The following is an 18,744-nucleotide window of genomic DNA, read 5'->3' as shown; positions in this document are numbered from 1 at the left end:
ACAGTCGTGAAGTCACGGATGCCGAAGAACGGCGGGATCTCCGACCCGTCTGGGTTGGCCGCTGTGCACACGGTGCGGCTGCCGTTGTGGCCGTACCTGGTCACCCCGACCGGGTCGGTCGGCCTGGCTGTCGCTACCGGCCTGGCCCATTGGCGGTGGGGCGACCAACCCACCTCCATCGGCGCTGCTGCCGCCGGTCTGACCCTCGCCGGGACCGCGTTGACGTCGTTGACGTGGCGTGCCGCCGCCGCCCGGGGTGCCGTGCGCCGGGCGGTAGCGACGACCACGTGTGTGGCGGGGTCGGTGTGGGCGATCGGCGCGACGATCGCCGGCCCTTGGTCGTCGCCGTGGTTGGACATGTGGCTCATCGGCGCACCCACGGCCAGCCTCGCCATGGCCGTGGTGCGGGTGCTGCGCAACGGCGACGGCGACGACCCCGCTACCGCCGGGGGTGGGCTGGCCGACGCGGTCAAGAGCCTGCGTAACGCCAGCGTGGCCCGACCCACGATCAAGGGCGCGAAGGCAGCAGCTGCGGTAACGCTGGAGGCGGGTACGTCGGTGAGGGAACTGGCCGCCGACCGGGCCGCTCTAGCGTCCGCGCTCGACGTGCCGGAGACGGCGGTGCGGGTCATCCCCGACCCGGACTCCGCCCGACGTGGACGGGTCGAAGTCGTCCCCGTCGACCAGCTGCGCGCCATGGTCCCCTGGCCCGGCCTGTCCGCGCCGGGTCGGTCGATCGCGGAGCCGATCGTGCTGGGGGTGATGGAGGACGGCGAACTGTTGACGCTGTGGCTGCCGGGTGATCACGCGGCGGGGCGGAATGCGGCGCACTTCCTGATCGTGGGCATGTCCGGCGCAGGCAAGACCGAGGTCATCCTCAACATCGCCGCTGAGGTCATCTCCCGCACCGACGCGGAACTGTGGCTGGCCGACCCCCGCAAGTTCGACCAACTCCCCACCTGGGCCGTCCAGGGAGCTGCCCGGACCGCCGGCACCGAAGACGACACGAACGAACTGCTGGAAGACCTCTACACCGACATCACCGGGAGGGCCAGGCAGATCGGCGCACACGGCCACAAGCAGTGGACCAAGGGATGCCGGCAGTGCCCCCGCTACCGCGTCGCCATCATCGACGAAGCCTCCCAGGTCGCCGCCGGGAACCCCCTCGTGACCGAGCTGACCGAGGCCGCGCGGTCCGCTGGTATCAGTCTGGTGTTCGGGTTGCAGCGGGCGTCACACGACCGGTTCCCGACCTCGGCGCGGGCGAACATCCCCGGGTCGATCTGCCTCGGCGTCGACAAGGACGTTGACGCGGGCATGGCCCTGTCCGAGGCCACGCTCGATGCGGGGGCGATGCCGTGGGCGTGGAAGAACACCAAGCCGGGCTACCTCTACGCCGAGGTCCCCGGGACCGATACCACCCGCTGGTCGATGCCCTGCCGCAGCTACGTCGCCGACGAAGACCACCGCGCCGACGCCGTCGCGCCGTACCTCGGCGGACAACCCACCACCGGCCCCACCCACCCGGAACCTGCGCGGCCGGCACCCCACCCCGGCCCGAAGCCGACCCCGACCGACGACGACGGCACCGACCACGACGACGAACCCAACCAAGCCATCAACCCCCACGACCCACCCGACGACGTCGACCCCGCACAGCCCATCCGCATCCCACCCGGCATGCCCCGTATCCCCCTCGGACTCCGCCAACCAGCGATGAGCACCGATGAGGCGTACGACCATCTGCGCGGGCACCTGCACGACCTGTACGACGCGGGCGTCAACGTCGTACGGCCCGGGGATCTGGGTGACGTCATAGCCGCTACCGGTCTGTCCGGCGACTGGGTGCGCAAGGCACTCGGCCGACTCTCCACCGGCCCCGACGCCATGCTCCGCAAGACCGACCGGGGCACCTACAAGATCCGCATCCCCGAACCGGCGTAACCCACCGTCACCACACCCCGGGGTCGTCCGGACGGTCCGGACCGTCCGGACGACCCCGCCAGGGTCTAAGTAGGTAGCCGTCCGGACGCCCTCATCCGGACCGTCCGGACGGCCACCCACCACCCCACGCCATCGCAGCCCGTAACCAAACACTGCCCGCGCACACCCTCGGGAGTACCCCCATGCTGACCATCACCGCGCTCGTGCTGGGCGCGCTACTCGGCCTGATCCTCGGCGTGCCGCTCGGCCGTCGCGTCGAACGCGTCGCCTGGTACGCCGACGCCACCCTTGCCCGCGCCCGAATGACCGGCTGGCTTCTGCGCGATCTCAGCGGCTGGCTGCTGGTCGTCGCGGTGGTCGTGGCCGTCGTCGTGTTCGTGGTCTGGGCGCTGTTGCGGCCCCACCGCTAACACTCAACGGCGCGCTTCGCGCCCTCACCCCTTGGCGGCCAGTGCCCGCCGGCGCTGGCCATCGTCACGCCGTACCCGGGAAGGAGCGGCCCATGCCCCCGGACAGCACCCGGTGCGGGCACTGGATCGGCACGCAACGGCGCTACTGCCACCACCCCGACGGTGTCCGCCCCTACCTGCAAGGCCCGCGCTGCCCGGCCCACACCCCGAACGCGCTGGCCGGACGGCCCGAGCCCTCATCGACGTCCCTGAACGAACCCGAGAGGAGCGCCATGCCCGACACGTCTGCCCTGGTCGCCCCCGCCCTCACCTACGCCGAACGCGGGTGGCCCGTGTTCATGCTCGCCCGGTCGAAACGACCCGTCGCCAACTGCCAGCCCTGCACCACCGCCGGCCCCGACCACGACCGGGACATCTGCGCGTGCCTGACCTGCCACGGCTTCTACGCCGCCACCACCGACCCGGACCGGGTCGCCGCGATCGTTGCCGCCGTCCCCACCGGGCAGCTCGCCCTGCGTACCGGTGCCGCGTCCGGCACCGTCGTGGTCGACGTCGACCCCGCCCACGGCGGACGAGAGACCATGAACCGGCTCATCGCCGCTGGGCTGTTGCCGCCTACCGCCTATGTGGTGACCGGGTCGGGTGGGTTGCACCTGTACTACCGGCACCCCGGAACACCCGTGTTGTGCAGTCAGGGCAAGCCCGGGCAGGGACTCGGCCCCGGCATCGACGTCAAAGCCGACGGCGGGTACGTGGTACTGCCGCCGAGCGTGCACCCGCGCACGGGCCGCCCGTACCGGTGGGCGCCGCGCAGGGAGATGCAGGAGATGCCCCCCGCGCTGGTCGGTGCCTGTCGACCCGCCCCGCCCCCACCTGCCCCGGTCCCGGCGCACACGCCGACCAGCACCCGTGAGGCGGAGGGCATCTCCCATCCCGACCGGCTACTCGCCGCACACCTGCACGCGGTCGCCACCGCCCCGCAGGGGACCCGCCGGACCACCCTCTACGGCGCAGCCCGAGGAATCGCCCGCATGGTCGCCGTCAACGCGATCACCCACGACGACGCGGTAGCCGCGCTTACCACCGCCGGCCATCAGGCCGAGCAGACCGACCGAGACATTCATGCCGCCATCCGAGGTGGCTTCCGCGCCGAAGGAATCGCCGCATGAACCCACCGACCAGCACCACCGAACAGCCCATCAACGGTGCGGCGATCCTCGACCAGTTGCACGCCTGCCTCACCAAGTACGTGATCCTGCCCAGCCCTGAGGCAGTCGACGCGGTATCGCTGTGGATCGCCGCTACCCACGCCCAAGCGGCCTGGGCACACGCGCCGCGCCTCGTGATTCGGGCACCCGAGAAGCGCTGCGGGAAATCGCGGCTCCTCGACGTGGTCGAGGGCTGCTGCCACAACCCGCTCATCACCGTCAACGCCTCACCCGCCGCCGTCTACCGCGCCATCGGCACCGACAACCCGCCAACCCTGCTCGTCGACGAAGCCGACACCATCTTTGGCGGCAAGAACGCCGACGCCAACGAAGACCTACGTGGACTCCTCAACGCCGGCCACCAACGCAACCGACCCGCCATCCGCTGGGACAACAACACCCAAAGCCTGGAGAAGATCCCCACCTTCGCCATGGCCGCACTCGCCGGCATCGGCGCAATGCCCGACACCATCGAAGACCGCGCCGTCGTTATCCGCATGCGCCGCCGCGCCCCCGGCGAAACCGTCGCCCCCTACCGCCACCGCCGCGACGGCCCCGCCCTCCGCACCGTCGCCCAGCAACTGGCCGAATGGCTCCGCGCCAACCTCGCCGCCCTCGAAGCGGCCGAACCACCCATGCCGGTGGAGGACCGAGCTGCCGACACCTGGGAACCCCTGGTGGCTGTCGCTGACCTCGCCGGCGGGATCTGGCCTCAGCGTGCTCGGCACGCTGTCACGATTCTCACCGCCGAAGCCCACGAGTCGGCGAACGTGTCGACCCGCATTCGGCTGCTCGCCGACATCCGTACGGCGTTTACCGCCCTCGGCGATCCGCCCGCCGTCGCCACCACCCAACTCCTCAAGGTGCTCAACGACGACGACGAAGCACCCTGGGCCGGCTCCGGCCCGGCAGGCCTAACCGGCAAGAAGCTCGGCGACCTGCTCCGAGAGTTCGGGATTACCTCCGGTAACGTCCGGTTTCCCGTCGGCCAGGCCAAGGGCTACACCCGAGAAACCTTCACCGACGCATGGCAGCGCTACTGCCCACCGCACACGTCACCCCCTGCCGTCCCATCCGTCCCACACTCATTTCCGCAGGTCATCCCCGGGACGGATTGCACCCCTGGGACGGATCAAACCGTCCCGCCCACACGCGCCGACATCGCCTCTGGGACGGGTCGAAGCGTCCCAGGAAACCAATCCGTACCGGCCCTGAACAGGCAAAACGAGCTTGGGACGGATGGGACGGACACCCCCGGGGCATCCTTGGCTTGCCAACGCTCGACAGCCTGAGCAAGCATCGGCTATCCGGAGGACATCGGAAGCGCCTCGCCCTTAGAGGACGTCTGATTCACGTATTTTGTGTGTTTTGTGGTTGTGGGGTTTCTCGCCAGGTTGGGGTGGTTTCGGTGGTGAGGCGTTTGGCGAGGTTGTCGATCATGGCGAGGGTGATCATGCTGGCGGAGTTGTCGGGTCGGGTTTCGTAGTCGCGGACGAGTCGGCGGTGGTGCATGAGCCAGCCGATGGTGCGTTCGACGACCCATCGGCGTTTGACGACGCTGAAGCCCTTGATCTGTGGGTCTTTGGTGACGATCTCGACGTCGACTCCGAGGTGGGCGCCGTGTTCGATGACGCGGTTTTTGAAGCCGGCGTCGACCCAGGTTTTGGTGAGGGTGGGGTAGGTGGTGGTGGCCTGGTCGAGTAGGTCCATGCCGATGGTGTTGTCGCTGGCGCTGGCGGCGCAGACGGTGACGGCGAGGAGGAGGCCGAGGGTGTCGGTGATGATGCCGCGTTTGCGGCCGACGATCTTCTTGCCGGCGTCGGTGCCCTGTGTGGACAGTGGCACGTTGGTGGAGGTCTTGACGCTCTGGCTGTCCATGATGGACGCGGTGGGGGCGATGGTGCGGCCGTGGTGGTCGCGGACGAGGCCGGTGAGTTGGTAGTTGAGTGCGGTGAAGATGCCTTCCTTGCTCCAAGCGGCGAAGTAGCCGTAGACCGTCGGGTGGGGTGGGAAGTCGTGGGGCAGGTAGCGCCAGGCGATGCCGGTGCGGTTGACGTAGAGGATCGCGTTGAAGATCTCGCGTAGGTCGTGGGTGGGGGTCCGGCCGCTGACGCCGGCATCGGTGCGGGCCTGTCGCCATGCGGTCAGCCGGGGTGCGATGAGGGCCCACCGGGCGTCGGACAGGTCGGACGGGTAGGGGCGTCGTGCGGTCATGCAGTAGGCGTACGGTGTCGGGGCGACGGCTGGGCGGACGTCATGTCCGTCGATGTATAGCCGAATGTGAACCAGACGCCATTCCGGGGTGAAATGCTGCGTTTCTGGTCAGGGTTGAGCCGGGCGGGATGAGGCTATTCTACCCGGAGTGGGACATGTTGCCCGGCCAAGGCCGGGGCGCTAATCGGTCACACTGGCGTGAAGGTGAAGGAAACGTCCAGTTAGGGTGAGGCGCTTCTCCCTTGTGGAGATCCGATAGAAATGCTGCGTGGGTATCAATGAGTGGTGGAGCGATGACCCGGCTGAGCGCTATTGGATGGAGATCACAGATCGCACCGACCTTGGTTCCGACCTGCATGCGCCGCAGGTTGACGATGCTGGTCGCGAGTACTGGTCGTATGCGCTAGTGACAGCCGTCCAGCCCGGAGACGTGGTCCTGCACTGGCACAAGTCCCTTCTCGGCTCACCCGGCATCGTTGGCTATTCGATTGCTGCTGAAGGGCCGGAGGCCGACGAAATCGTCTGGGCATCGCAGGGCAGTTATGGCCGAAACCGCGCCGCCAGCGGCCCAGAGCCCGCGTGGCGCTATGCCTTGACGGGGTACACACCGTTAGCGCGTCCTGTGAACCAGGATGCCTTCCGGCGAGTGGAGGAGCGGCTCCGTCGGATCAAGGAACGACTGGAAGTGCATCACCCCGGGAGTCTGTACTTCCCGTTCGCCTTCTCGGACAAGCGCCCGGTACGGGCCGCCCAGGGATACTTGGTGAAGCTCCCTGCTGAGGTGATCTCCGCTGTGCCGGAACTCATGCAGATTCCTCGGGTAGGAGACGGGCGAGTTCCAAGACCGCGCCCGGCCTCGTCTGAGCTCGCCGTTGCGGCTCGGAAGCGGCGGGGAGCCGGGTATATGCGCGACGAGGTGGTCCGGCTAGCGATCGAGCGGCACGCTGTGGATTGGGTGTTGAGCCACTACAGCAGCCAGGGCTACGACGTGACGGATGTCGGCGCCACCAAGTCCTACGACGTGCTTGCCCTATCGGATCAGGGGGAGCTTCACATCGAGGTCAAGGGATCATCTGGTGATGCCGACACCGTAGAGCTCACAGCCAACGAGGTGCAGCACGCCGCCGAGGCCAGCACTCACCTCGTTGTCGTGGACTGTATCGACTGGAGGCGGTTGCCGGACGGAACCGTCGAGACGTCCGGCGGGCGAGTCCGGGTCTGGGAGTCGTGGGTGCCGGCCGAGAAGGCGCTCAAGCCGACCCGCTACCGCTATCGGCTTCCCTCTGGCGGAAAGCGTCGTTACGTTGAGTAGCAGCCAGGGGTAGCCGAGCAGTGGAGTGCGAGGCGCGGCGTGGTGCGGCGCGTGGTGCGAACCGTGGGCAACCAGAGTTGGTCCAGGGGCCAGGGTCCTGCCGGATGACACCAGAGTTGCAGGTAGGGGAGTGGGTCCTGACCATGGATGCCACTCATAATCCCTCGGTCGCGGGTTCGAGCCCCGCCCGCCCCACGGACTTCTCTGACCTGCGGTTCTTGGCCATGTCGCAGTCGTCATGCGAACCGGTTGATCGAAGTTTCGAGCCTTTCCTGGCGAGCGGGTCATTATGCATGCATAATGAATGCATGGTTGCTCTCCAGATTCGGGACGTGCCGGAAGAAGTACGAGACGCCCTGGCGGCACAGGCCAAGGCGCGCGGGCAGTCACTCCAGGCGTACCTGCTGGATCTGGTGGAAACGCAGGCCCGGCGGCTGCGCAACACCGCGGCCCTTGATCGCTTCGCCGGCCGATCGGACGGTGCTCGCTCCCTACCGGGGGAGAGCGCGGCCGAGTTGAATGACCAGCGGGAGCAGCGCGGACCATGGGGAAGCGCGGCATGATCGTCGTGGATGCGTCGGTTCTGGCCGATGCCCTGGTCGACGACGGGCCGGTCGGCGACGCGGCGCGGGCGGAGCTGACCGGAGATCCGCACTGGGCCGCACCGAGCCATCTTCTGGTTGAGGTCATGTCGGTGATCAGAGGCAAGGTTCTCGGTGGGAAGCTGGGCCTTGCCCGGGCTCAGGAGGCGATCGACACCCTGCCCTCGTTGGTCATCGATGAGGTTGCCATCGCTGTGCTGCTCGACCGGATGTGGCAGTTGCGGGGCAATGTCACGGCGTACGACGCGGCTTACGTCGCGGCGGCGGAGCTGGTGGCCTGCCCACTCGTGACCGGTGATGGTCGGCTCGCCAAGGCCAGCGGCGTCCGCTGCGAGTTCCGATTGCTCGCGGTGTCCTGACGGTGGCCGCCCGAGGATCATCGGCCTGACGCCCTTGGGTCGGCAAACCTGAGTGGAAGCGGGTCACCGGCGATCGTGGCGGTGTGGTTCGCATGGTGGTACCTCCGGCCCACCAGCGCAGACATGGTCAGTCGGTGCTCTGCCGGTGCCCGCGTACCCGGGGTTGTCCAGGTTCATCCGTTACGGGCGGCAGGGTCGGCGTCGGGGCGCGTCGAGTCGGTCCGTTCTGTGCCGTCGTGGCCGTTCTGCTGGGCGGCGGGCATCTCCCAGGGCGCCTGGGGCAGCACACGGCCGGTTTCGAGCAGTGACTTCAGGTTGGCCATGACCGCGGGCCAGCCGGCGGAGACGGCCTCGAAGTCGTCGTCGGACGGCAGGTTCACGTGCGTGACGGTCAGTCGGACGATGTCCCGGTGCGGTTCGATGAGGAAGGTGACCGTGGAGGCGTCCGGCCCGGCTTCGGCGTCGACGTCGCCGAAGGTCATCACCAGCCGGGTCGGCGGGGTCGCTTCGAGGATCGTGCCGCCGCCGTCGGCGATGCCCGAGCCGTCGGTGCGTTGGTGTTCCCACCGGGAGCCGGGCCGCCAGTCGGAGACGTTGCGGTGGCCCCAGTAGGTGCCGGTCAGGTCCGCATCGGTCAACGCCTCCCAGACCCGTTCCGGGGTGGCGTGGATGTAGGTCACGTAAACGAACGTGGGCCTGGCGACGTTCATCTGCGGCTCCTCTGCCTGCCGGCGGATCCCGTCGAGCACCCGCAGCCGAGGTTCCTCGAAGGCGGCGATCCAGCGTTGCGGCAATTCGTGGATGGGGACGGGGTTGAGATAGTGCCACTTCTCCCGGCCTCGCCGGACGGCGTTGACCAGGTTGGCCTCCTGCAACACGCCGATGTGCTGCGTCACCGACTGCCGGGTCATGGCCAGCTGGGCACAGAGTTGGCCCAGGGTCTGACCGTCTTCCCGGCGAAGGCTGTCGAGCAGGCGGCGGCGGGTCGGGTCGGCGAAGGCCGGGAGCGGGCAAAAGCAAAGGCAGGGAGTAGACGCCTCCCTGCCACTTCTAACGTATATCGCACCCTGGGGCTTGTGGCAAGACCCCGGTGCTGGTGCAGAATCTCCACTCGACGCCAGAACCTGGCGAAATCTGTGATTCGCGAAGCATGTGTTGGTATCGACGCAACGGGCGGCGCGAACAACCGAACGGGGATTCCATGATCGACGTCATCGTCGTGGGCGGCGGACCGACCGGCCTGATGCTGGCCACGGAGCTGCGGCTGCACGACGTACGGGTGGTGGTGCTGGAGCGCGACGCCGAACCGACAAGCGTGGTGCGCTCGCTCGGCATGCACGTACGCAGCATCGAGGTTCTCGACCAGCGGGGCCTGCTGGAGCGGTTCCTCGCCCACGGCAAACAGTTCCAGGTCGGCGGCTACTTCGCCGGCATCGCCAAGGAGTGGCCGTCGCGGATGGACACCGCGCACGGATACATCCTCGGCATCCCGCAGCCGGTCACCGAGCGGCTGCTGACCGAGCACGCCACCGGGGTCGGCGTCGAGATCCGGCGGGGCACCGAACTGGTCGGGCTGAGCCAGGACGCCGACGCGGTGACCGCCGAGCTGGCCGACGGCACCCGCCTGCGTACCCGCTATCTCGTCGGCTGCGACGGCGGTCGCAGCACCGTTCGCAAGCTGCTGGGTGTCGGCTTTCCCGGTGAGCCCACCCGGAACGAGACGCTGCTGGGCGTGATGGAGCTGACCGCGCCGCACGACGAGGTCGTCGCGGTGATGACCCGGGTACGCAGGACGCAGCTGCGGTTCGGGGTCGGCCCGGTCGGGGACGGCGAGGGGCTGTACCGCGTCGTCGTACCCGCCGCAGGGGTGAGCGAGGACCGGGCGGTCCCCCCGACCATCGAGGACTTCCGGCAGCAGTTGCAGGCGACCGCCGGCACCGACTTCGGGGTGCACTCGCCCCGCTGGCTGTCCCGCTTCGGCGACGCCACCCGGCTGGCCGACCGGTACCGGGTCGACCGGGTGCTGCTGGCCGGCGACGCGGCGCACGTGCACCCGCCGCTGGGCGGACAGGGGCTCAACCTCGGTATCCAGGACGCGTTCAACCTGGGCTGGAAGCTGGCCGCACAGGTCGCCGGCTGGGCACCCGACGCGCTGCTGGATACGTACCAGGCCGAGCGCCGGCCGGTGGCGGCGGACGTGCTGGACAACACCCGCGCGCAGACCGAGCTGATGGCGCTGGAGGCGGGCCCGCAGGCGGTGCGGAAGCTGGTGGCGGAGCTGATGGACTTCGAGGAGGTCAACCGGTACCTGATCGAGAAGATCACCGCGATCTCGGTCCGGTACGACCTCGGTGCGGGCCACGACCTGCTCGGCCGGCGGCTGCGCGACGTGGGGCTGAAGCGGGGACGCCTCTACGGGCTGATGCACCAGGGGCGGGGGCTGCTGCTGGATCAGACCGGCGGGCTCTCGGTGGCGGGCTGGGCGGACCGGGTCGACCGGGTCGACGACGTCAGCGAGGAACTGGACGTGCCCGCGCTGCTGCTGCGCCCGGACGGACACGTGGCGTGGGTCGGCGACGACCAGCAGGAACTGCGTGCCGAACTGGCCCGGTGGTTCGGGTCCGCCACCGCTCACGCATCGTGAGTCGGCTCGGTGTGGGTGAAGAACTGCACCACCACGAAGCCGAGCACCAACGCGGCGGCCGGCAGGAAGATGCTCGTGCCCATCGCCTCGGCGAATGATCCGCGCAGCACCTCGGGCAGCGGCCCGGTGGACTGGGCGGCGGCCCCCGCCGACACCGTGCCGCCGGACTGCCCGAACCTGCTCTCGACCTGGTGCTGCATGAGTACGCCGACGGCGGCGCTGCCCAACACGGCACCGACCTGACGGGTGGTGTTGTAGACACCGGAACCGGCGCCGGCCAGCCGCAGCGGAATGTTGCGGTTGGCCGTCGCCGTCAGCGGCCCCCAGATGAACGCGTTGCCGACACCGACCAGGGCGAGCGGTGCCAGGACGGTGCCCACCCGGGTGTCGTCCCCGGTCACCAGACCCAGCCAGAAGAGGGCGCCGGCGTTGGTGGCGAAACCGAACCCGGTCAGGTAGCGGGGGTGCACCCGGTCGGCCAGCTTGCCCGCCGGCAGCGCCAGCGCCCCGGCGAGGACGGCCAGGGGGATCAGGAGCGCCGCCGACCCGGTGGGGCTCAGGCCCATCGACTTCTGCGCGAACAGCATCAGCGGGACGGCCATGCCGGTGATCGAGAAACCCATGCAGGCGACGGCGACGTTGGACAGGGCGAAGTTGCGGTCCCGGAACAGCGCCAGCGTCATCAGCGGGTGGGCCGCCCGGGTCTGCCACCACACGAACAGCAGCAGGGTGGCGACGCCGGTGCCGATCAGGCTCCACACCGTGATGGGCACCGGACCCACCTCACGCACGAGCCCCCAGTCGTACCGTTGCCCCTGCTGGAGCCCGAACGCCACCAGGAACAGCCCGACCCCGCTCAACGCGATGCCCGGGTGGTCGACCCGCTGCCGGTGGGCCGGCAGCGTCGGCACCAGCACCGTCGCGGCGACGAAGGCGGCCACGCCCAGCGGAAGGTTGATGAAGAACACCCACTGCCAGCCGAGCCCGTCGACGAGGAGGCCACCCGCCAACGGCCCGACCAGGATCGCCACCCCCGCCACCGAACCCCACACCGCCATGGCGGTGCCGCGCTGCTGCCGGGGGAAGGTGCGGGTGATCACGGCCATCGTCTGCGGCGCCATCAGCGCCGCGCCGAGGCCCTGGACCACCCGCGCGGCGATCAACACCTCCGCGGTGGGTGACAGCCCGCACCACACCGAGGCGGCGGTGAACAGCAGCAGACCGAGCAGGTACGGGCGCTTGGGGCCGAACATGTCACCGAGTTGGCCGGCCAGCAGCAGCGGCACCACGTAGGCCAGCAGGTAGCCGCTGGTGACCCAGACGACCGCGTTGAGGTCGGTCTTGAGGTCCACCCAGATGGCGTCGGCGGCCACCGAGACGATGGTGGAGTCCAGCAGGATCATGAAGATGCCCGCCAGCATCGCCCACAGCGCCGGCCAGGGGCGGTAGCCGGGGGGCAGCCCCGACGTGTCGTCCGGCGTGGGCGTCGGCCCGGTGGTCGGCCCGGGGTCGGCTGCCCGGTCGGGTTGCCGGCCGACCGGTGCCCCGCCGGCGACGTCCGGCCGCGCCTGCCGTCCGGCTACCTGATCGTGGTCCATGTGGGCCTCCAGTGGTGACTGTCATCGCTGCCGGGAGGTCGGCTGCCGCGGCCGGGCCCGACGACGGCAACCGGCGGGCCGCCGGTTGCCGCCGTCCGACGGTCGGCCGGAGCCGCCCGGGCCGGCCGTTCCCGCAGCACGTGGGGGCCGGCCCGGCCGGTCGCCCCCGCCGCACGGCACGTCCGCCACCGCAGGCTCCCACAGCAGGTGGCCCCGCGACCACGACCACGACGCCGTGTGTCGGTGCGGGCCGGTGCGGTCGGTCATGGCTAGCTGACCAGTGGCTCGGGCTCACCCGAGTGCCGCGCGACCGGGGCCAACTGCGCCGGACCACCCGCGTACGGGAGCAGGCACGGGTTGCCGCCGGGCAGGTCGCGGACTGCCCGGCCGGCGGGCTGCCGGGTGTTCTCCCGCCCCGGCAGGACCGGGGCCGTCGGCTGCCCCTGCACGGTGACCTCGGTGATCTCGTAGAACCAGTGGATGGTGTCGCCCTTCGTCACGTAGCTGGCGGCGTACTCCTGCCGCCCTTTCTCGAACTGGGCCAGCAGCGAGTTCTTCACCTGCAACCACTCGTCGGTGTAGAACAGCAGCGGGATCTCGATGCGTTCGAGCAGCCGGGACCGGATGACGCTGCCGTCCTGGGGCGGATGCGTCGACCGGGAACGGGTGAAGATGTCGGCGATGCCGATCAGCGAGTTCAGCCCGATGATGGCGCGTCCGTTCGCGGTCAGATGGTCGGGCAGTTGTTGCAGAAAGCGCAGCAGGACGCTGTCGCCGTAGAACATCGCCTCCAGGCCGAGCGAATGGTGCTTCTCGTCGAGTTCCGCGATGAGATTGTCCGACGGGGTACGCCAGCCGGGCGGGTTGAAGACGATGAGGTCGAACAGGGCCGGCTCCCCGTCCACGGCGGGCGGAAAGAGGTCGCTGTGCCAGAAGTCGATGGTCGGGACACCGAAATTGGCGAGTTCGTTCTGTCGGGCGGTGGCGACGGCCGAGGCGGAGATGTCGGTGGCGGTGACCGAGGTGGCGCCCAGGTGGCGTAGCAGCAGCGCGATCGCGCCACTTCCGGTGCCGATCTCCAGGATGCGGCCGGTGATGTCCCGTCCGCGCAGGCTGCGGACCAGGTAGTCGCCGAGGGCGATACCGGCGCGGCTGACGTGGAAGGTCCCCGGTCGGTCGAACAGGCGGAAGTGGTGCCCGCACCCGAACTCGGCCTCGTAGGTGTCACCGTCGGGGCCGCCCACCGGGGGGACGTCGGTGCCGGTGGGCGGTACCTCAGCCATCGGACCCACCGGGGCGTGCGCCGCCCTGCGAGACTCCGTCGGTGGACGCGGTCACGCCGAGGGATCCTCGGACGGTCATCCGTCCCGTGGGGCCAGCACTGACGATGAACAGACACCCGGCATTGGTCATGGCCATTTCCCCGATGTGTGTGGCGATCCTGGTGCGACTGCCGGGCCGAGGTGCGCGGTCTGTGGTTCAGCGGATCGCGCCCGTGGACCGATGGTGACTCGACCGGTGGGCAATAGGATTTGCGACGAGCCGTACCCCCCGGTCACGGCAACGAACGGTGTCACATAGACATTCATGATCACAAGCATATGAATGTCTGCAATTATTGCCCCCAATGACGTGATGTCGGGCGGGCCGGTGTGGGGTCGCCGTCCGTACGGACGGCGACCGACGGATTCCCGACCGGGTCCAACGTGGCCGGGGAACCGGCACCCGCCCCCCCCGGGAAGACGGCACACCGTCCGGACCGGGCCCGCCGCGAGTGGCGGTGCCCGTTCGGTCAGAGCGCATTCTCGGCATCGATGAACCTCACGAGTTCCGCGAGCGGAACGGCGCGCTCCGGCGCGGCGGTACGGACGAACCGCTTTTCCCTGCGCAGGTACTCGGAGAAGAAGTCGATCCGCTTGGCGAAGAAGCGCTCCAGGGTGGAGGGGTCGTCGAAGCTCTCGTTGATGACGAACAGGCGGTCCTCCAGCCCGAGCAGTTTCAGCATGTAGTCGAGGATGTCGCCGGTAGCGGCCTCGGAACGCCCGCTGACGTGGTAGATGTCCTGCCGCGGCGACGCCATCTCGGCCGCCACGATCGCCCGCAGGTCCGCCACGACGTGATCCACCGGAATGAAGGACAGCCGGGTGCTGCGGTCGGCGGTGAAGCGGACCGACTCGTCGGAATCGCCGAGCATCTCCCGGAACTTGCGCAGTTCGCTGAGGAAGCCGTAGAGGCCCGTGTAACTGCCGCTGGGCCGGTAGTCGTGCGAGGTGCCGGTGATGATCGAGGGACGCAGGATCAGCCGCCGTGGCCCGTCGAAGCCGGCCACCAGGTGCTCGGCCGCGCACTTGCTCTCCTCGTAGACGTTGCTGAACCGGGGCGGCCGGTGCAGCGCCTCGGGCACCTCGCCGTGCAGCGTGCCGCAGGTGAACGCCGTCGACACGTAGACGAACAGGTCGGCACCGAGCTCCGTCGCCAGCTCCAACGCGTGCCGGGTGCCCTCGACGTTGGTGCGGAACACCTGTTCGCGCTGTCCCCGCCGCCACTGCAACGACGCCGCGAGGTGCCAGAAGACCAGCGGCCCGGCACCGCGCCGGACGGCGTCGGGGGCGACCCCGCAGCGCGGTTCGGTCAGTTCCGACTCCACCACGGTCATCCGGCGGCGGGCCGGCGGAAGGTCACCCCCCGCCTCGTCCAACGCCGCGTGGACCCGGTCGCTCGCCGGTTGCCGCGAGGTCCCCCGGGCCAGCGCGGACACGTTACCGGCGGTGTCGTCCAGGAGGAGGTCGGTCAGCAGGTGGCTGCCGACGAACCCGGTCGCACCGGTCAGCACATGGTCGGTCATCTCAGATCGCCCGCTCGACGGCCCGCGCCAGATCGGCTGCGGAGCGGGACTCGATGTCGTCGGACTGCGGCACCCGACGGTCCTTGATCCGGGCGGTCTTCCAGCTCACCCAGCCACCGGTGGCGCTCTTCAGATCCAGCAACGGATGGATGGTGACCTCGGTGGGGACGCCGAACGCGGCGGTGACCCGGTCCGCGACGAGCGTCTTGAGGTGGTCGTGGTCGGCGCCCTCCTTGGCCTTGATCCGGACCTGCACCCGGTCCTGGCCGTCGACCGAGTCGACCTCCAGCTCGTACCCGTACTTGAGCTCGGGATCGGCCAGGATGGTGTCGTCGATCTCGGCGGCGCTGCGCCTGCGGCCACCGAGTTCGGTCATGTCCTTGACCCGGCCGAGCACCTTGACGGTCCGCCGGCCGGAGTCGTCCGGCACGATCGAGACCAGGTCGCCGGTCCGGTAGCGGATGAGGGGCTTGAGGCCGGGCACCAGGGTGGTGAGGCAGAGTTCGCCGTAGCCCTCCAGCCCCAGCGTCTGCTCGGTCTCCAGGTCCAGCACCTCCAGCAGGTAGGTGGGCTCGATCGCCACCACCGTGCCGTCCGGGCGGGTCACCGCCGGACACCCCGCCTCCTGGGAGCCGTACATGAAGTTGTAGGTCTCGGCGTTCCACGTCTGGGCGAGCAGCCGGCCCATGCCGTCCGAGCACATCTCGCCGGTGGTGAGCAGCACCTTGACCGCCAGGTCGTCCGGCACCTCCACACCGTAGGAGGAACTCATCTCGGCCAGCGCCATCAGCAGCCCCGGCGAGCAGAGGATCATGTTGACCCGCAGCTCGACGAGCACCTCGAAGAACCGGGCGAACCCGAGGGTCGGGGTGATCGGAAACAGGTCCAGCTTGGCGATGCCGATCTGCTTGGCGGCGAAGGACAGGCTCAGGCAGGCCGCGTGGACGTCGTTGGGGGCCACCACGGCCAGGATGGGGCGCTCGCCGCCGTCCGGGAAGTGCTTGTGCACGATGCGGTCGAGCGCGTGCGCCAGCGGCAGCACGTTGAGGTCGAAGTCGATCGCCGCCCGGGGGCACGGGGTGGGTCGGCCGGTCGTCCCCGTGGTCTCGAAGTAGAACTGCGCGTCGCCGACCGGCCCGCTGAGCATGTCGTGCATGGCCTCGCGGAGGTCGTCCTTGGTCGTGTAGGGCAGGTGCGCCAGGTCCGCGAGCTCCTCGATGTCGAGGTTCGCACCCGCCAGGTGCCGTCGGTAGAAGGGCGATCTGTCGTGAACGTGGCCGAGCACCGTCCGCAGCGCCGTCGTCTGCCAGTCGGTGAGCTCCGCCGCGCTCACGCGTCCCTCGTTCCATCGTTCCATGAAGTCAACCCACGGGGCGGTATCCACGTGTCGGGACTCTCTCTGTGAAGGGTTTCGGATGGGGACGGGCGGTACGGAGATGGCTGCACCCGGGTTCGGCTGGTCGCCCGCCGGGTCCGGCGTCCCGTCGGTGTCGAGGCGTCGCAGGAGCCTGGTCGTATCCACAATTCGGTGCTGCGTCGCGCCCTGGCCCGGTCGGGTCGACCCGCCCGGGACGGGCCGGCTGCGACAGGTCGCGTCCCAGGTAATGGCACAGAAGGTTTCACGCTCCATCCAAGATCACAAGTATCTGGAATCCGACATGGACGGTGCCGGGGTGCCCGCCGCGCCGGGTGGCCGGCCCACCGCCGCCGAATGGTCGTGTAACTTTCTGTCCGAACATTGACGTCCATGGTTGTGGAGGTCCGATGCAGACAAACGGGGCACTGCTGTTTCGTGAGCACGTGGTGGCGACTCCGGATCGGATCGCCTTCATCGCCGAGTCCGACGGCACCGAGACCCGGGTGACCTACGCCGAGTTCGACGAGGCCGTGCACCGGGTCGCGGCAGGGCTGTCCGCGCTCGGACTCGCGCCGGCCGACCGGGTGCTGATCTCGACCCAGCCGGGACCGGGGCTGCTCCAGGCGGTCTACGGCACCATCCGGGCCGGCCTGACCGCCGTGCTGTGCGACCCGGGGCTGCCGGGGCCGACGGCTGAGGCGTACCTCGCGGACGTGGGGTGCGTGGCGGCGATCGTCGAGGGCGTCGGATCGGGGGTGGACGACGCCGTCGCCGACTCCGCCGTGCCGCACCGGTTCACGGTCAGCGGGCGTTGGGGGCGACCGTTCGCGGAACTCCTGCGTGCCGAGCGGGTCGCGCTGCCGGAGCACGTGCCGCCCCGGCATCCGGCGGTCGCCTTCTCGACGTCGGGCAGCACCGGACGACCAAAGATGATCATCAAGACCCACGAGCACTTCCACCTGCTGTCCCGCTACCGCAGCGGCGCCTACACCGCCTCGTCGCCGGGGGAGCCCGGCACGCCGACGCGCTATCTGGTGGCCACGTCGCTCTACCACACGGGAGGCATGAACGCGGGCGTCATGCTCGGTCTGCTGCGGGGCTGGACGGGGGTGCTCGCCGGTGCCTTCCACCCGGCGCACGTGCTGCGCCAGCTGGCCCGCCACCGCTGCTCGACCGTGTTGTTCACCCCCTCGCAGGCGGCCGTGCTGCTGCGGGAGACGGCCCTGCTACGCGACCTCGACCTGCGCCACCTGCGCTCGGTCCGGGTGGCCAGCGGCCCGTCCACCCCCGAGCTGCTCCAGCGCCTGCGGTCGGCCTTCGGCAGCACCGAGATCCTCAACGTCTACGCGCTCACCGAGTGCGCGCCGTGCCTCGGGCAACCGCCGGGGGAGCAGCAGCCGCTGGAGAGCTGCGGGCGGCCCTGGGTGGGGGTCACCGCCCGGGTCCTGGACGACGCCGGCCGCGACAGCGCCGAGGGTGAGCTGTGGCTGCGCAGCGACCTCATCTCCGAGGGCACCATCCTCGACCCGGTGACGACGCGCGAGCGCTACCTCGACGGCTGGCTGCGGACCAAGGACATCTTCCGGGTGGTCGACGGCTGGTACTTCTTCGTCGGCCGCATCGACGACATGTTCGTCTGTGGCGGCGAGAACGTCTTCCCGTTGCAGGTCGAGCAGATCCTCGTCGCCCATCCGGACGTCCTCGACGCGTGCGTCGTCGGCCTGCCCGACCCGGCCCTGGGCGCGGTCGCCGGCGCGCACGTCGTCCTGCGGCCGGGGGCGACGGCGAGCGCGGTCGACCTCGTGGACCACGTGCGCCGGCACGCCCCGGTGCACTGCGTGCCGCACCGGATCGAGATCGTGCCCGCGATCGCGACGCTCGGGCCGGGCAAGGCCGACCGGCGTACCGTCCGGTCCGCGCTGGAGGGCGGCGGCACGGTCACCCGCCAACGGACGGACGGCGACGACGTCCGCGCCCGGATCGTCGAGACCTGGAAGTCGGTCCTGGACCTCGACACCGTCGACCCCGACGTGCCGTTCCTGGAGTCGGGCGGCACCTCCCAGCTGGCGGTGGAGATCGTGACCCGGATGAACGCCCTCGGTGTCCCGGTCGACCTGGGGGAGTTCTTCGTCGACGGCAGCCTGCGGCAGCTGCTCGACAGCGCGGACGCCGATCCGGTGCCGGGCGGGTGACCGCGCCAGGCATCGATGGCGGAGATTGTCATCCCGGGGTCACGCATCGATAATCCTGC

Annotated in this window: 15 protein-coding genes; 9 read left to right on the top strand and 6 right to left on the bottom strand. The window is 69.7% G+C overall.

What is annotated here, in order from left to right:
• The first annotated feature begins 6 nt into the window (after positions 1-6).
• The 4 genes from ACQP2H_RS23600 (at position 7) to ACQP2H_RS23585 (ending at position 4,854) form a co-directional block, all read left to right on the top strand.
• Positions 7-1,944 carry a conjugal transfer protein TraB gene (locus tag ACQP2H_RS23600; RefSeq protein ID WP_433228904.1) on the top strand — a complete coding sequence of 646 codons (1,938 nt, stop codon included), beginning with the start codon at positions 7-9 and terminating at the stop codon, positions 1,942-1,944.
• Between the two features lie 182 nt (positions 1,945-2,126).
• Positions 2,127-2,354, top strand: a complete 228-nt coding sequence (locus ACQP2H_RS23595) for a hypothetical protein (RefSeq protein ID WP_433228902.1) — start codon at positions 2,127-2,129, stop codon at positions 2,352-2,354.
• Positions 2,355-2,626: 272 nt separating this feature from the next.
• Positions 2,627-3,523, top strand: a complete 897-nt coding sequence (locus ACQP2H_RS23590; protein WP_433228900.1) for a bifunctional DNA primase/polymerase — start codon at positions 2,627-2,629, stop codon at positions 3,521-3,523.
• Positions 3,520-4,854, top strand: a complete 1,335-nt coding sequence (locus ACQP2H_RS23585; RefSeq protein ID WP_433228899.1) for a DUF3631 domain-containing protein — start codon at positions 3,520-3,522, stop codon at positions 4,852-4,854. Before ACQP2H_RS23590 ends, ACQP2H_RS23585 begins: the two co-directional genes overlap by 4 nt.
• A gap of 58 nt (positions 4,855-4,912) precedes the next feature.
• Here the strand turns inward: ACQP2H_RS23585 and ACQP2H_RS23580 are convergent, their stop codons facing one another.
• Positions 4,913-5,776 (bottom strand): IS5 family transposase, encoded by an 864-nt coding sequence (locus ACQP2H_RS23580; RefSeq protein WP_219465140.1) that lies wholly within the window; start codon positions 5,774-5,776, stop codon positions 4,913-4,915.
• Between the two features lie 268 nt (positions 5,777-6,044).
• On the opposite strand from ACQP2H_RS23580, the gene ACQP2H_RS23575 reads away from it, so the two are divergent.
• The 3 genes from ACQP2H_RS23575 (at position 6,045) to ACQP2H_RS23565 (ending at position 8,049) form a co-directional block, all read left to right on the top strand.
• Positions 6,045-7,088 carry a protein NO VEIN domain-containing protein gene (locus tag ACQP2H_RS23575; RefSeq protein ID WP_433228897.1) on the top strand — a complete coding sequence of 348 codons (1,044 nt, stop codon included), beginning with the start codon at positions 6,045-6,047 and terminating at the stop codon, positions 7,086-7,088.
• Positions 7,089-7,396: 308 nt separating this feature from the next.
• Positions 7,397-7,651 (top strand): FitA-like ribbon-helix-helix domain-containing protein, encoded by a 255-nt coding sequence (locus tag ACQP2H_RS23570; RefSeq protein ID WP_092381133.1) that lies wholly within the window; start codon positions 7,397-7,399, stop codon positions 7,649-7,651.
• Entirely contained in the window at positions 7,633-8,049 is a 417-nt protein-coding gene (locus ACQP2H_RS23565; RefSeq protein WP_219464215.1) for a type II toxin-antitoxin system VapC family toxin, read from the top strand. Before ACQP2H_RS23570 ends, ACQP2H_RS23565 begins: the two co-directional genes overlap by 19 nt.
• 173 nt (positions 8,050-8,222) lie before the next feature.
• Here the strand turns inward: ACQP2H_RS23565 and ACQP2H_RS23560 are convergent, their stop codons facing one another.
• Positions 8,223-9,023 carry an ArsR/SmtB family transcription factor gene (locus tag ACQP2H_RS23560; protein ID WP_433233646.1) on the bottom strand — a complete coding sequence of 267 codons (801 nt, stop codon included), beginning with the start codon at positions 9,021-9,023 and terminating at the stop codon, positions 8,223-8,225.
• Positions 9,024-9,250: 227 nt separating this feature from the next.
• Between ACQP2H_RS23560 and rox the strand changes: the two genes are divergently transcribed.
• Positions 9,251-10,693: a rifampin monooxygenase gene (gene rox, locus ACQP2H_RS23555; protein ID WP_357535606.1), complete on the top strand. Its 1,443-nt coding sequence runs from the start codon at positions 9,251-9,253 to the stop codon at positions 10,691-10,693.
• Here the strand turns inward: rox and ACQP2H_RS23550 are convergent.
• From ACQP2H_RS23550 to ACQP2H_RS23535, 4 genes are all read right to left on the bottom strand, one after another.
• Positions 10,681-12,291, bottom strand: coding sequence for a DHA2 family efflux MFS transporter permease subunit (locus ACQP2H_RS23550; protein WP_219464212.1), 1,611 nt, complete (start codon positions 12,289-12,291; stop codon positions 10,681-10,683). The genes rox and ACQP2H_RS23550 overlap by 13 nt on opposite strands.
• 269 nt (positions 12,292-12,560) lie before the next feature.
• Complete coding sequence (locus ACQP2H_RS23545) at positions 12,561-13,574, bottom strand: N5-glutamine methyltransferase family protein (protein WP_219464211.1); 1,014 nt, start codon at positions 13,572-13,574, stop codon at positions 12,561-12,563.
• Between the two features lie 509 nt (positions 13,575-14,083).
• Entirely contained in the window at positions 14,084-15,136 is a 1,053-nt protein-coding gene (locus ACQP2H_RS23540; RefSeq protein WP_219464210.1) for an SDR family oxidoreductase, read from the bottom strand.
• A 1-nt stretch (position 15,137) separates the two neighbouring features.
• Positions 15,138-16,469: a phenylacetate--CoA ligase family protein gene (locus ACQP2H_RS23535; RefSeq protein WP_219464209.1), complete on the bottom strand. Its 1,332-nt coding sequence runs from the start codon at positions 16,467-16,469 to the stop codon at positions 15,138-15,140.
• 431 nt (positions 16,470-16,900) lie between these two features.
• On the opposite strand from ACQP2H_RS23535, the gene ACQP2H_RS23530 reads away from it, so the two are divergent.
• The gene (locus ACQP2H_RS23530) at positions 16,901-18,685 is read left to right on the top strand and encodes an AMP-binding protein (protein ID WP_219464208.1); all 1,785 of its coding nucleotides are present in this window, start codon (positions 16,901-16,903) and stop codon (positions 18,683-18,685) included.
• The last annotated feature ends 59 nt before the right edge of the window (positions 18,686-18,744 follow it).

This window comes from Micromonospora sp. CA-248260, assembly GCF_050942205.1.
GTDB lineage: Bacteria > Actinomycetota > Actinomycetes > Mycobacteriales > Micromonosporaceae > Micromonospora > Micromonospora antibiotica.
Note: the sequence above shows the minus strand (reverse complement) of the source record. Positions and strands in the feature narration are given on the sequence as shown.

Excerpts from the sequence above, each read along its gene's own strand:
- ACQP2H_RS23595 (WP_433228902.1), top strand. The coding sequence starts at position 2,127 with ATGCTGACCATCACCGCGCTCGTGCTGGGCGCGCTACTCGGCCTGATC.
- ACQP2H_RS23590 (WP_433228900.1), top strand. The coding sequence starts at position 2,627 with ATGCCCGACACGTCTGCCCTGGTCGCCCCCGCCCTCACCTACGCCGAA.
- ACQP2H_RS23585 (WP_433228899.1), top strand. The coding sequence starts at position 3,520 with ATGAACCCACCGACCAGCACCACCGAACAGCCCATCAACGGTGCGGCG.
- ACQP2H_RS23580 (WP_219465140.1), bottom strand. The coding sequence starts at position 5,776 with ATGACCGCACGACGCCCCTACCCGTCCGACCTGTCCGACGCCCGGTGG.
- ACQP2H_RS23570 (WP_092381133.1), top strand. The coding sequence starts at position 7,397 with ATGGTTGCTCTCCAGATTCGGGACGTGCCGGAAGAAGTACGAGACGCC.
- ACQP2H_RS23565 (WP_219464215.1), top strand. The coding sequence starts at position 7,633 with ATGGGGAAGCGCGGCATGATCGTCGTGGATGCGTCGGTTCTGGCCGAT.
- rox (WP_357535606.1), top strand. The coding sequence starts at position 9,251 with ATGATCGACGTCATCGTCGTGGGCGGCGGACCGACCGGCCTGATGCTG.
- ACQP2H_RS23550 (WP_219464212.1), bottom strand. The coding sequence starts at position 12,291 with ATGGACCACGATCAGGTAGCCGGACGGCAGGCGCGGCCGGACGTCGCC.
- ACQP2H_RS23545 (WP_219464211.1), bottom strand. The coding sequence starts at position 13,574 with ATGGCTGAGGTACCGCCCACCGGCACCGACGTCCCCCCGGTGGGCGGC.
- ACQP2H_RS23540 (WP_219464210.1), bottom strand. The coding sequence starts at position 15,136 with ATGACCGACCATGTGCTGACCGGTGCGACCGGGTTCGTCGGCAGCCAC.
- ACQP2H_RS23530 (WP_219464208.1), top strand. The coding sequence starts at position 16,901 with ATGCAGACAAACGGGGCACTGCTGTTTCGTGAGCACGTGGTGGCGACT.